Annotated in this window: 13 protein-coding genes; 6 read left to right on the top strand and 7 right to left on the bottom strand. The window is 57.6% G+C overall.

Annotated elements, in window-relative coordinates:
* Window positions 1-69 precede the first annotated feature (69 nt).
* Window positions 70-672 (top strand): pseudouridine synthase, encoded by a 603-nt coding sequence (locus ACR0LZ_RS14150; RefSeq protein ID WP_480750487.1) that lies wholly within the window; start codon window positions 70-72, stop codon window positions 670-672.
* Between the two features lie 93 nt (window positions 673-765).
* On the opposite strand, the gene ACR0LZ_RS14145 is transcribed toward ACR0LZ_RS14150, so the two are convergent.
* Together ACR0LZ_RS14145 and ACR0LZ_RS14140 are read right to left on the bottom strand one after the other, a co-directional pair.
* The gene (locus ACR0LZ_RS14145) at window positions 766-1,431 is read right to left on the bottom strand and encodes an alpha/beta hydrolase (RefSeq protein ID WP_480750486.1); all 666 of its coding nucleotides are present in this window, start codon (window positions 1,429-1,431) and stop codon (window positions 766-768) included.
* Window positions 1,428-2,060 (bottom strand): DNA-3-methyladenine glycosylase family protein, encoded by a 633-nt coding sequence (locus ACR0LZ_RS14140; protein WP_480750485.1) that lies wholly within the window; start codon window positions 2,058-2,060, stop codon window positions 1,428-1,430. The genes ACR0LZ_RS14145 and ACR0LZ_RS14140 overlap by 4 nt, the downstream gene beginning before the upstream one ends.
* Window positions 2,061-2,164: 104 nt before the next feature.
* Here ACR0LZ_RS14140 and ACR0LZ_RS14135 point away from each other — a divergent pair, with 104 nt between their 5' ends.
* On the top strand, window positions 2,165-3,388 hold the full coding sequence (locus ACR0LZ_RS14135) for an MFS transporter (protein ID WP_480750484.1): 1,224 nt from the start codon (window positions 2,165-2,167) through the stop codon (window positions 3,386-3,388).
* Between the two features lie 154 nt (window positions 3,389-3,542).
* On the top strand, window positions 3,543-4,133 hold the full coding sequence (locus ACR0LZ_RS14130; RefSeq protein ID WP_480750483.1) for a YceI family protein: 591 nt from the start codon (window positions 3,543-3,545) through the stop codon (window positions 4,131-4,133).
* A 1-nt stretch (window position 4,134) separates the two neighbouring features.
* On the opposite strand, the gene ACR0LZ_RS14125 is transcribed toward ACR0LZ_RS14130, so the two are convergent.
* From ACR0LZ_RS14125 to cysS, 3 genes are read right to left on the bottom strand one after another with little or no spacing between them, the layout of a single operon-like run.
* Window positions 4,135-4,911, bottom strand: coding sequence for a squalene/phytoene synthase family protein (locus ACR0LZ_RS14125; protein WP_480750482.1), 777 nt, complete (start codon window positions 4,909-4,911; stop codon window positions 4,135-4,137).
* 3 nt (window positions 4,912-4,914) lie between these two features.
* Window positions 4,915-6,549, bottom strand: a complete 1,635-nt coding sequence (gene cimA / locus ACR0LZ_RS14120) for a citramalate synthase (protein WP_480750481.1) — start codon at window positions 6,547-6,549, stop codon at window positions 4,915-4,917.
* Window positions 6,549-7,931 carry a cysteine--tRNA ligase gene (gene cysS / locus ACR0LZ_RS14115; protein ID WP_480750480.1) on the bottom strand — a complete coding sequence of 461 codons (1,383 nt, stop codon included), beginning with the start codon at window positions 7,929-7,931 and terminating at the stop codon, window positions 6,549-6,551. The genes cimA and cysS overlap by 1 nt, the downstream gene beginning before the upstream one ends.
* Window positions 7,932-8,220: 289 nt before the next feature.
* On the opposite strand from cysS, the gene ACR0LZ_RS14110 reads away from it, so the two are divergent.
* Both ACR0LZ_RS14110 and ACR0LZ_RS14105 read left to right on the top strand, forming a co-directional pair.
* Entirely contained in the window at window positions 8,221-8,703 is a 483-nt protein-coding gene (locus tag ACR0LZ_RS14110; RefSeq protein WP_480750479.1) for a hypothetical protein, read from the top strand.
* 119 nt (window positions 8,704-8,822) lie between these two features.
* Window positions 8,823-10,010, top strand: a complete 1,188-nt coding sequence (locus tag ACR0LZ_RS14105; RefSeq protein WP_480750478.1) for a pyridoxal phosphate-dependent aminotransferase — start codon at window positions 8,823-8,825, stop codon at window positions 10,008-10,010.
* Between the two features lie 13 nt (window positions 10,011-10,023).
* Here ACR0LZ_RS14105 and ACR0LZ_RS14100 read toward each other — a convergent pair whose 3' ends face one another.
* On the bottom strand, window positions 10,024-10,542 hold the full coding sequence (locus ACR0LZ_RS14100; protein ID WP_480750477.1) for an outer membrane protein: 519 nt from the start codon (window positions 10,540-10,542) through the stop codon (window positions 10,024-10,026).
* A gap of 386 nt (window positions 10,543-10,928) precedes the next feature.
* On the opposite strand from ACR0LZ_RS14100, the gene ACR0LZ_RS14095 reads away from it, so the two are divergent.
* Window positions 10,929-12,473 carry a trimethylamine methyltransferase family protein gene (locus ACR0LZ_RS14095; RefSeq protein ID WP_480750476.1) on the top strand — a complete coding sequence of 515 codons (1,545 nt, stop codon included), beginning with the start codon at window positions 10,929-10,931 and terminating at the stop codon, window positions 12,471-12,473.
* A 52-nt stretch (window positions 12,474-12,525) separates the two neighbouring features.
* Here ACR0LZ_RS14095 and ACR0LZ_RS14090 read toward each other — a convergent pair whose 3' ends face one another.
* A complete protein-coding gene (locus ACR0LZ_RS14090; RefSeq protein ID WP_480750475.1) occupies window positions 12,526-12,762 on the bottom strand; it encodes an EF-hand domain-containing protein in 237 nt (78 codons plus the stop codon).
* Between the last annotated feature and the right edge of the window lie 191 nt (window positions 12,763-12,953).

Below are 12,953 nucleotides of genomic sequence, written 5' to 3'. Positions count from 1 at the left end.
TCGGCAACAAGCGGGTGACAGTTATCCACAGCTTGCCCAGTATCCCCTAAGCAGGATATGTGAGTGATCATGTCCTGGTTCATCCGCTTCAACAAACCCTATGACGTGCTGCCACAATTCACCGATCGCGGCAGCGTCGCGTCGCCGCGCCGGACCCTGTCGGATTTCATCGACTTGCCTGGCGTCTATCCCGCCGGACGTCTCGACCGGGACAGCGAGGGACTGATGCTATTGACGGATGTCGGCAGGCTACAAACCCGGATCGCGGACCCGAAACACAAAACATCCAAGACCTATTGGGTTCAGGTCGAGGGACTTCCCGACAACGCCGCATTGTCCGTTTTGAGACAGGGGGTCGAACTGAAAGATGGCTTGACGCGACCAGCCAAGGCCCGCCTGATCGGAGAGCCGATGAATCTTTGGCCGCGCAACCCGCCAATCCGGGTCAGGAAGTCCGTGCCCGACAGTTGGATCGAACTGACCCTTCGTGAAGGCCGAAATCGGCAGGTGCGCCGCATGACCGCCGCCGTCGGTCACCCCACCCTGCGCCTTATCCGGTATAGTATCGGAGAGTGGACACTGGATGATCTCGCTCCCGGTGCTTGGGAAGCCCTTCCCCTTCCAGCTTCGGTCGCACGAAGACCGGACAACCACGAAAAGACAAGACGATGACCAGCAAGACGGGCTTCTTTCTGGTTCGAAATACCCTGGGGGTGAATTGCCCAAAGGACAAGAGGGGCAGCGCCCCTCATCCTCTCCAGCGGATTACAAGCCCAGCTTGTCGCGCATGAACGCCAACGCCACACTCAGCCCATCCGGAGCAATACCGTGACCGGTGCCTTTCATCACATGCGCATATACTTCCTTGAACCCCGCGCCTTGCAGTGCCTCGGCGGCCTCTGGCAGGGATTGTGGCGGTACGACATCGTCGGCATCGCCATGAACAAGAAGAACCGGCATCCGGCTGATTACTTCGTCGACCAGAATGTCGGGCTCCAGCAGCCGTCCGGAAAAGGCCACGATCCCTGCCACCGGATCTTCGCGGCGCGGCGCCACGTGCAGGCTCATCATCGTGCCCTGACTGAACCCGAACAGAACGACCTGTTCGGGCAATAGATCCTCATCCACCATAAGTGCGTCCAGAAAGGCGTTGAAATCCTCCACAGCCATTTCCATGCCACGACGCGCCTCTTCCTCGGACGAGCCGTCAATCCACGGAATCGGAAACCACTGAAATCCAAATGGCATCCCCGGAATGGTTTCGGGCGCATCAGGTGCGACGAACAGCGTATCCGGCAAATGCTCTCCCAACACATCTGCCAGCCCCAGCAAATCGGCCCCATTGGCTCCGTATCCGTGAACGAACACGACAGCCGAGCGCGTGCTGCCAGAAACCGGCTCTTTGCGGCCCGCATTCAATACCCGTGTCATCTGATCCCTTCCCTGTCCTTCGCCACGCGGTAATAGGCCCACAACACACGGGCTGCAACCGACCGCCACGGGGACCAGGCTTCGGCCATTTGCCGCAGTTGTTTCTCTGTTGGCCGTTCCGAAAGGTCATAAAGAACGCGCGCAGCCTCCTGAAGTGCCAGGTCGCCCGGTGCAAAGACGTCCGCACGTCCCAGAGAAAACATGGCGTAAATCTCGGCCGTCCAGGCTCCGATGCCCGGAACTTCGGTCAGAGTTGTGATGATTTCCGCATCTGATGCTGAACGTAAGGCGTTGTAATCTATACGCGCCTCAGCCAAAGCGCGGGCATAGCGGATCTTCTGTCGGCTTAGGCCTGCGTTTCGCAAGTCGTCGTCGGTCGCCCACATGATCTTGCGCGGCCCAGTGAGTCTGGCCTGCCTAAGCCGGATCCAGATCGCGTTGGCTGATGCGACACTGACTTGCTGGCTGACAATCGCGCTCAGTAACTGCGCAAACCCGTCTGGCCTGCGACGTAGTGGCAGGGGACCCGTCAGTTCCATCGCACGCGCCATACGCGGGCATTGACCCGCCAGCCAGGCCGCCCCTTCGGCGACACAATCAGACGTTTCGATTATCCGGCCGGTGCTCATCCGGACACTCCGTTTCAAGGGACGCAACGTTTCACAGGTTAAGGTGCGCCACAGCACATTCAACCCGCTTGTGAACCTTTGGATTCGCCGGTACGGATCTGGCCATGACAATGGCGGCCCAATATCAAGACAACAGCCTTGCCAAAAGGAACGTGATCGTTCTGGTGGCAGCGCAGGCTATTTTGGGCGCGCAGATGCCAATGGTTTTCATTGTCGGTGGCCTGGCCGGGCAGTCTCTTGCCAGCAACCCTTGTTTGGCCACCCTGCCCATCTCGCTGATCGTTCTGGGCTCGATGTTGGCGGCCACACCGATATCCGCGATCATGCAGAAATGGGGCCGGAAAGCCGGATTTCTCGTCGGCGCCACCGCCGGTTCTATGGGCGGTGCAGTCGGCGCCTATGGCCTTTATCTTGGCTCTTTTCCGGTTTTTCTGGGCGGCAGCCTGTTGACCGGTGTCTATATGAGCGCGCACGGATTCTATCGTTTTGCCGCCGCTGACACGGCCTCTGACGAATTCAGACCCAAGGCGATTTCTTATGTGATGGCAGGCGGCTTGGCTGCAGCGGTTATCGGGCCGCAGATCGTAAAACTGACGTCGCAAGCCTATGTCGTTCCATTTCTCGGTACATATTTTGCGGTCATCATGCTGAATGTTATCGGCTCCGGGCTGTTTCTGTTCCTGAACATCCCCAAGCCTTCGGCACCTTCTGATGACGCGCCACGTGGCCGGACTCGGCTGGAGCTGCTTCGAACCCCGCGCATCGCCGTCGCCGTTATTTGTGCCATGGTGTCTTACGCCCTGATGAATCTCGTCATGACCTCAACTCCCCTTGCGGTCGTGGGTTGCGGGTTCTCTGAAAGCAATGCGGCAGACGTGGTGACCAGCCACGTCCTTGCTATGTACGTTCCCAGTTTTTTCACCGGGCATCTGATTGCGCGCTTCGGCGTAGAAAAGATCGTTTCCAGCGGACTCGCCATTCTCGCAGGTGCCGGTCTTGTCGCGCTGCAAGGTGTGAATCTTGGTAACTTCTTTGTCGCCCTCATCCTGCTGGGCATTGGTTGGAATTTCGGGTTCATCGGCGCGACCACGATGCTGGCTGGCGCACATGACATAAATGAGCGTGGGCGGATGCAGGGGCTCAATGATCTGCTGGTGTTCGGTGGGGTAACACTGGCATCCTTGTCGTCAGGCGGGTTGATGAACTGTTCGGGTGGCTCGCCGGTCGAAGGCTGGACAGCGGTCAACCTTGCCATGGTGCCGTTGTTGACATTGGCAGGTGGGTCTTTGATCTGGCTGACGCTGAGCGGCCGTGATTCCGTAAGGTGAGCCGGACTATGATCACGGTTTGGGATGGGCGGCCGCCAGCCTTGGCAACGCGAAAACCGATCAAACATCCGTGAATAGCCAAGTTTCGTTTCGATGACCACGATCAGGAAGGTACCCTGATCAGATTATCCGTCTGTATTTCAGGGAGTTCGAAATGAACAAAGCCGCATTGTCGTTTTTGGCGCTTGCCTTCACGGGCCCAGCAGTTGCTGAAACCTATCATGTCGACCCAAGCCACACGGAAATCCGCGTATATTACAACCACGCAGGTATAACCGAACAATCCGGCGAGTGGACGGGAGTTTCAGGAACAATCGAATTCGACCCGAATGACGTCACCGCTACAATGGCGACCATCACGGTCGATGCCGCAAGCGTTTCGACAGGTGTCACAGCTCTGGACGACGATCTGAAAAGCAAGAACTTCTTTGAGGTGTCGGCGTTCCCCAAAATGAACTTCGTCTCGACGTCCGCAGTTCAGACCGGCGCCGATTCCCTCAGGCTGACCGGTGATCTGACCATAAGGGACGTGACGGCACCGATCATTCTGGACGTTCGCTTAACGTACATGGGAACCAACCCGATGGGCGCCTTTTTTGACTACTACAGCGGCGACTGGATCGGGGTGCACGCTACAAGTACCTTGCTGCGCAGCGACCTTGGTGTCGGGCAGTACGCGCCCCTGATTTCCGATGAAATCAGGCTGGAAATCTCGGCAGAGATGAAAGCGGGCGGCTGGAACTGATCTACCAACGACCGGTAGAAGCAACCCACATCAGTGATGCCCTTCGGTGAAACTCGCTTTGGCCAAGGGTCCCTTCCGAGACGCGCCGCGGTTCATTCAGCACCTGTTTCAGGATGGCCTCAGACTGCCACCCACACAACAGCGCCGGTCGTGCCTGCGTTGACACGTCAACACGACGTTGGCGGGCGCGGTGCAACCGGTCCAAAGCCAGTTGCGCCAGAGTCTGGATACCTTTCGTTGTCCCATCCAGCAAAGGAATGCGTCCGCGCACCTCTAGCTCTGGAATGGCCCGAAACCAGTTCGCTACGCCAGTGGCAAAAGCATAGTCGCGCACAACATCTTCTTTGGCTCCTCCCAGTATACGGGCGGCGACCCAGACCAGCGTACCAGTGCTGTGATCAAGATAAGTGGCGAAATGCTCAGCATCCACAAAGGCATCTTTATATATATCCCAACGCCTTACCGCGACATATTCATCCATTTTCCCGGCCAGATCGGCAGGCAGGATCGAGGCCAAAGGCGTCACCACCTCGTGCCGCTTGACAAGTCTCCCCTTCGCAATTGCTTCCAAGGCGTCACGCCACCATTGCAGGCGCATCTCGGCAATCATCGGCTCTTGCGTGACCCAAGGCGCGCGGGCGACCTCGACGTTCAGTGCATAAAGCGGAAACAGCACCCGACGCGCGTCGACCGGTGCTGCCATGGTCGCTAGAAACCGATCGGGATCGGCCCGTTGCACCAACGCCGCGCACGCGTTCAGGTCGTCGTCAAACGTCACGTCCTACTCCGCCGCGCTTGCCTGCGCGCCACAATCGCGTACCAGTTTCCACTGGATCGCTTCGAGCAACGCCTCGAAAGAGGCATCAACTATGTTGGCGCTGACACCCACCGTTGACCAGCGCCGCCCCTTGCCGTCCTCGCTGTCGATGATGACCCGCGTTACCGCCTCAGTTCCGCCCTGGGTGATACGCACCTTGAAATCGACCAGATGCATGTCATCCAGGATCTCTGAATACCGTCCCAGGTCCTTGGCGAGCGCCTTGGCCAGCGCATTCACCGGCCCCCGGTCGCTGCCATTTTCGTCAAGGGACTCGCTTACCGACAGTTTCTTTTCACCGTCAACTTTCACCACGACAACGGCCTCGGACAGGCTGACCATCTTGTTGTACTTGTTCTTGCGGCGCTCAACGGTGACTTTATACCGCTTGACCTCGAAAAACTCGGGAAGCTGCCCCAGCTCCTCTCGCGCCAGCAGCTCGAACGAAGCCTGCGCGGTGTCATAGGAATAACCCTCGGCCTCGCGCTCTTTGATCCGCTCCAGAATCCGTCCCAGGGCCGAGTCGCCTGGCTCAACCGCCAGTCCGGCCTCGTTCAACCGTTTTCGCAAGTTAGACTGACCGGCCTGGTTCGACATCGGGATGACGCGGGAATTGCCAACTGTCGAGGGGTCCACATGCTCGTATGTCGACGGGTCCTTGAGTATGGCGCTGGCATGCAAGCCCGCCTTGTGGGCAAAGGCCGACGCACCCACATAAGCCGCCTGTTTGGTCGGTACCCGGTTCAGGATTTCATCCAGCATCCGGCTGATCCGCGTCAAACCGGCAAGCGCTTCGTGGCTCACACCGGTTTCGAAGGTTGAAGCGTAAGGTTCCTTGAGCAACAGCGTCGGGATCAATGCGGTCAGATTGGCATTGCCGCAGCGTTCGCCCAACCCGTTCAGAGTACCCTGAATCTGCCGCGCGCCTGAATCCACGGCCGCGAGCGAACAGGCCACGGCGTTTTCGGTATCGTTGTGCGTGTGGATACCCAGCCGGTCACCGGGAAGACCGGCAGCAATCACTTCGGCCACGATCCGCCCCACCTCGGAGGGTAATGCGCCGCCGTTGGTATCGCATAGCACCACCCAGCGGGCCCCCATCTCCAGCGCGGCGCGACAGGTCGCAACGGCGTATTCCGGGTTGTCTTTATAGCCGTCAAAGAAATGCTCGGCGTCAAACAACGCCTCGCGCCCCTGCCCCATGATATGCGCCATCGAGGCCCGAATATTCTCGATATTCTCCTCCAGCGAAATGCCAAGCGCATGAGTCACGTGATAGTCATGCGCCTTTCCGACCAGACAGACCGCCTGAGTACCCGCATTCATAACTGCCGCAAGAACATCGTCGTTTTCCGCCGACCGACCCGACCTTTTGGTCATCCCAAAGGCCGTCAGCCGCGCCTTGGTGGTCGGAGCGGCATCGAAAAACGCGCTGTCGGTCGGGTTCGCACCGGGCCAGCCGCCTTCGATATAGTCGATGCCCAGAACATCCAGCGCCTGCGCAATCCGCATCTTTTCAGCCGTCGAGAACTGCACACCCTGCGTCTGCTGGCCGTCCCGAAGGGTGGTGTCGTAGAGATAGAGGCGTTCCTTGGTCATCAGACCTCCTCCAGCTTGGCGGCATCAAAACCGGCGCAGGGCACCAGCTCAACACTGTTCTTGCTCATCCGGACTTCAAGCCCAGCCGCAACATAAGCTGCTTTCAAGCGATCAACTTCCGAGAAGTCCTTGCTTTGCATCGCGGTTGCACGTGCTTTTGCCAAACGATCTGCATGGGCGGTCAGGTCGACAGATGCGGTAGCTGCCCAGTCGCCCATCTGAGGTAAAAGAAAACCCAACAGTCTAGCACCTACGAGCAGCGCATCATACATCTTCGCGTTGTAGTAAGCGTGGAGAACATTAATCGCAGCCGCAGTGTTCAGGTCATTTGCCACTTCCCGTTCAACCGGCTCAATTCTGACATTGTCTAGTTCAGGCGTTGGAATAAGTCCCTTAGTTGCGGCCCGCCACTTGCGCAGCGTCGCCTCCGCCTCGCGCGCCTTCTTCTCGGTCCAATCCATCGGCTTGCGATAGTGCGTCGACAGAAATACGAACCGGATCACCTCGCCCGGAACGCCCTGTTCCAGCAGGTCGTGAACGGTAAAGAAATTACCCAGCGATTTGGACATCTTCTTGCCTTCGACCTGCAACATCTCGTTGTGCATCCAGACATTGGCGAACCGCCCCTCGGGATGGGCACAGCAGCTTTGGGCAATTTCGTTTTCGTGGTGCGGGAACATCAGGTCATTGCCGCCACCATGGATGTCAAAGCTTTCCCCCAACAACTCATAGCTCATAGCCGAGCATTCGATATGCCAGCCCGGCCGCCCGCGGCCCCAGGGGCTGTCCCAACCCGGCAGGTCGTCGGTCGAAGGTTTCCACAACACGAAGTCCATCGGGTTTTTCTTGTAGGGCGCAACCTCGACCCGAGCACCCGCGATCATGTCGTCGACGGACCGGCCGGATAGCTTGCCATAATGTTCTTTCCACGAGTCCACTGCAAACAACACATGCCCCTCAGCGGCATAGGCGTGGCCCTTTTCGATCAGCACCTCGATCATCTCGACCATCTGGCCGATATATTGGGTTGCGCGTGGCATGTGATCGGGCTCCAGCGCACCCAACTGGCCCATATCATCCAGAAACCACTGAGTCGTTTCGGCGGTGATGTCACCAATCTTGCGTCCAGTTTCGGCTGCCCGCGCATTGATCTTGTCGTCCACGTCGGTGAAGTTGCGCACATAGGTCACGTGATCAGGGCCATAGACACGGCGCAGCAACCGATAGAGAACATCAAAGACCACCACCGGCCGTGCATTGCCCAGATGCGCCCGGTCATAGACGGTGGGGCCACAGACATACATCCGCACATTGTCGGGGTCGATCGGAACGAATTCTTCTTTCTTCCGGGTCCGGGTGTTGTGCAGTTTGATCGTGGTCATCGGGTCTAGTCCTCAACAGCATGCGCAAGCGCCTTGGCGCGGGCTTAGCAACTTGTCTCAGGGATGAAAACGAAAGAAACCGGCCCGCCTGAAAGTTCAGCAGGTAATGCAGCACATAATGATGCAAATGCTCCGGTTCATGAGTTCTGGATACCTCGCAAGTTCGCCCAGATCAAGTTGCCGCTCAAAACATGCGAATTACTGCCCGCTATGCTAAGCTGCTCAGCAGGTCTTTTGTCAGGAGCGAGGAAATTTGCCAATGTTCACGAAGGGACCCCTGTTCGATACCTTGCCGCCCGGCTTGCAGCGGCAAATCAAGGAAGCGAATGCCAAATACACCAGCAGTGAAGTGAAGAACTTGGACAAGGAATGCGCCAAGCTGGTCATCGACCTCCGGGTGAAACAAAAGAAATTCGACACCGACGTCAAAAAAAACCTGAACGAACTCGACACGGCCATTACCAGAGTCGAGAATCAGCGCGGTGCTCTAGTAACCTGCACAACACAGATTTATGGGCATGAGAAGATCATCGCAAAGCACATGACGGCGTTGAAAAAAGCACATGCGGCAGGTGACGTTAAAAAGTGCAAGACAATTGAAGACAAAATCAAAAAACAAACAGAATCCTATCACAAAACCATGAAGGAGGCGTCCAAGATATCGTCATCGATCGAAACCGACCTGGCAGACGCCGTCAAGTTGATCGAAGCTTTCAAAACCGTTGCCAACATGATCCCGGTATCGCGCATGGTAATCAAATCTACTCTGTGAAGATCAAACCTGGGCACCACACAAGCATATCTTTTTTTGAGTTTCCCAATCCGTCCTCGTGAGATTGACGAATCAAAGCGGTCCTGCCCCTCTCTGTCGAATTACCAAGGGAGCGGATCATGAAACTGTCACATCGAATTACTCATCTGACCGGAGGTGGTTCGGATGGCTGGGAGGTTTTCTATCGGTCACGACGGATGATTGCCGAGGGAACATCGGTGACCGAACTGACAATCGGTGAGCACGACATTCGCACACACCCTTCGATACTCAAGGTCATGAACGATTCGGCGCTTGGTGGGCATACCGGGTATGCCATGGTGCCGGGAACAGCGTTGTTACGCGATACCGTAGCCGCACGGGTGCAAGCCCGAACAGGCGTGGCGACGACACGAGACAACGTGTTGATCACACCGGGTGGTCAAGCGGCGCTGTTTGCCGCCCACACTGCGGTCTGCAATCCCGGCGATACGGCTCTCTATCTCGATCCCTATTACGCAACCTATCCCGGCACCATTCGCGGCGTGGGTGGCGTTGCAAAGGCGGTCAAGGCCCGCGCCACAGACGCCTTCCAACCCCGAGCAACGGATATTGATTCAGCGGCAGAAGGCGCCGTTTCCCTTCTGATCAACTCCCCAAACAATCCTACCGGTGTGATTTATTCCCGCGAGACGATCAATGCGATTGCCGAAGTCAGCAAAGCCAGAGATCTATGGCTGATTTCGGACGAGGTCTATGACACTCAGATCTGGAAAGGTGAACATGTTTCACCTCGCTCCCTGCCCGGTATGGCCGAACGCACACTGGTTGTCGGGTCGATGTCAAAATCGCACGCGATGACCGGGTCACGCTGCGGCTGGATCGTGGGGCCAAGCGACGTTATCGGGCATCTGATTAACCTTGCCACACACACGACTTACGGCGTGCCGGGATTCATACAGGACGCAGCCAGCTATGCACTGGCTGCGGGTCAAGAGCTGGAAGACGAGATTTCGGCCCCTTTCCTGCGTCGCAGAGCCTTGGCGCAAGAGATATTGGCGCGTCAAAACGCGATTCTCCCAGTGCCATCGCAGGGGGCCATGTATCTTATGCTCGATATCCGGGCGACCGGGTTGAGTGGCGAATCTTTTGCAAATGCGTTGCTGGACACCCACAGAATCGCGGTCATGCCCGGAGAGAGCTTTGGGCAAGCCGCAGCAGGGCATATCCGCGTTGCAATGACAATCGAGGACGCGGCATTTGTACGCTCGCTGGAACAAGTTTGCAGATTCGCCGCCACGCTGACGCAACAACGTGCGGCGGTGTGATTGTCGGAGAAGGTCAGAACCGGAATGTTGTTCGTAGATTGAACGTATTTGTCCCAAAATCGCCTGACGCGCCGTTCAAGTCCTTGAAGTCGTGATGCAACGCCTCGCCGCTGATTACCAGCCGGTCAGTGATGGGATATGCAACGCCAATGCCATAGACGGCCGCGTTATCGCTGTTGCCCGAGGTATGCGCACGCGCTGCTCCAAGGACGACATAACCCAGGGCCGAGCCGAAATCATAACCGCCGCGCAGCTTGAGACGGCTGATATCGTCGATATCACCGCCCCCGGCACCCAGATTGATGTTGGCATAGTTATATTCCAGTTCGCCGCCGACCACGAACCTGCCGAAATCGTAGTCGTAGCCGATATGAGGCCCGAAATTGAAGTCATTCCCGCCAAGGCTTCCCGGCCCGGTCGCATCCGTATAACCGAAACTGAATCCGCCATACACACCAGTCCAGTCCTCAGCCGTTGCCGGTGTGGCAAAACCGAGCAACAGGATTGCCAATGCTGCGGAGATGACTTTCATCTTCCTTCCTTCTGATCCTCGGCATCGCATGACCGTGATGCCGTACTTTCCAAATATTCAACTACTTACGTGGGCAACCTGCCTGAGGCTTTCAATACAACGATGCAAATCACCGACCCTTGCTTCAACCATAACAGATTCGGTGATCACCGTGGGTAAATTCCTGTAAACCGACCAATTTCGTGGTCGCAAACAGAACAGATCGAGTCGCGCACATAGGCCTAATGTCCTGACAGGCGTGGATGGAGAAATTAATGCAGGGCGAGCAGTCGAAAATCTGCTTGGTTAGTCGGACGATCGGCGCCGACCGGGGCCGTGCCGCGCGTGGAAGGCCGTGAAAGCTGTTTTTATTCAGCACCTTCCACAACCCTACACGGAAAAAATTTATGAACGATCAATCCCGTAGCTCCTCTCGCAGCGGTGGCCGTGCAGCCCGTCGCGCCGCCCGCGCAACCTCTCTTCCCGAACATATGCGCCCCGTCCGCCCGGGTCAGGAAGGCGGCTGGCTGAAACCTCTGACGCAAGAGGGAATGGAGCGCATTCACCGTGCGGCGCTGGACGCTCTGGAACAAATTGGCCTGGCCGATGCGCCGCAAAGCGGCATCGATTATCTAGTGAATGCCGGATGCATCCTGGGCGACGATGGCCGCATTCGCTTTCCCCGCGCCCTGGTCGAAGACACGATTGCCAGGGCCAATCGGTCGGTAACTCTTTATAGTCGCGATGGAAAAACCGATCTGAACCTGTCGGGCAACCGTGTCCACTATGGCACTGCGGGCGCTGCGGTTCACATGGTGGATGTCGAGGGGCGCAACTATCGCGACTCGACCGTTCAGGATCTGCACGATGCTTCGCGGATCTGCGAAAACCTGGAAAATGTCCATTTTGTACAACGCCCCATGGTATGTCGTGACATTTTGGACAATCGCGAGATGGACCTGAACACGATCTACGCCTGCTGTTCGGGAACGTACAAACACGTCGGAACGTCGTTCACCGATCCCAGCTATGTCGCCCCGGCGATGGAAATGCTGCACATGATCGCGGGCGGCGAGGACAAGTGGCGTGAGCGGCCATTCGTGTCGAACTCGAACTGCTTCGTCGTGCCACCGATGAAGTTCGCCACCGAAAGCTGTCAGGTGATGGAGGAGTGCATCAAGGCGGGCATGCCGGTGCTGCTGCTGTCTGCGGGCATGGCGGGTGCGACCGCCCCTTCGACAGTTGCCGGCGCGATTACACAGGCCACCGCCGAGTGCCTGGCGGGTCTCGTCTATGTGAACGCTGTCAAACCCGGCGCGCCGGCGATCTTTGGCACCTGGCCTTTCGGGCTGGATTTGCGAACGGGTGCGATGACGGTCGGATCGGGAGAACAGGCATTGCTGAGCGCGGGCTGCGCGCAGATGCACAAGTTCTATGACCTGCCCGGCGGAGCGGCTGCGGGGGCGTCGGATTCCAAGATGCCCGATATGCAGGCCGGGTGGGAGCAGATGTGTTCGAACGTCATGGCCGGGCTGTCGGGGCTGAACATGGTCTATGAGGCGGCAGGCATGCATGCCTCGCTGCTGGGTTTTTGTCACGAGTCACTCATTCTGAGCGACGATTTGATCGGACAAGCCTTGCGCTGTGTACGCGGTATCGAAGTGACCGACGAAACTCTGGCGCTGGATCAGATGGCCGAAGTTTGCCTTGGCGGCCCCGGCCACTATCTGGGCACCGACGCCACACTGAGCCGGATGCAGATCGACTATGTCTATCCTGCGCTTGGTGACCGAACCTCGCCCAAGGAATGGGCGGAACGCGACAAGCCCGACCTTATTGCAAAAGCGATAGCACGCAAGGAAGCGATCCTTGCCGAGCGGTCTCCGGCCCGGTTCGACGCGACATTGGACGCAAGCATTCGCGCCAAGTTCAACATTCACTTGCCGTCGTAACCTGTTGAAAAGAAGCAGCCGGAGCGATCCGGCTGCCCTATTTGCGTGTGAGTTACCCGTCGGTTGCGGGTATCAGACCTGCCTGCTGCGCCACGGCAACTTCGTCGCGATCCAGCGCGCCGTCACCATTGGCGTCCATGGTCGAGAATTGATCGGCACCAATCTCGGGAAAGACGGCCTGCACTTCTTCGATTGTCAGAACACCGTCGCCATTGGAATCGGCACCGGATTGAGCAAAGGCGATGGTCGGGATACTGACGACCAGCGCGGCCAGATATTTCAGGGTCATTGCGGTTTCTCCTGATTAAAAGGAATTGTTGACGTCCGGACGAGGCCAACAAACCCCCTATCCCGTTCTGTGTCAGCACCGACGCCCTTGGCGGGCAATTTCAAGCCAAAGCCCGCGAAAGCCGCCAGAGTCGTTCAGCAGCGTTCCGCACAACTGATGGTGGATTGGCCTTGTCGGCAATTCTTCCCTTA

It is taken from the genome of Ruegeria sp. CI1 (genome assembly GCF_056536925.1).
Note: the sequence above shows the minus strand (reverse complement) of the source record. Positions and strands in the feature narration are given on the sequence as shown.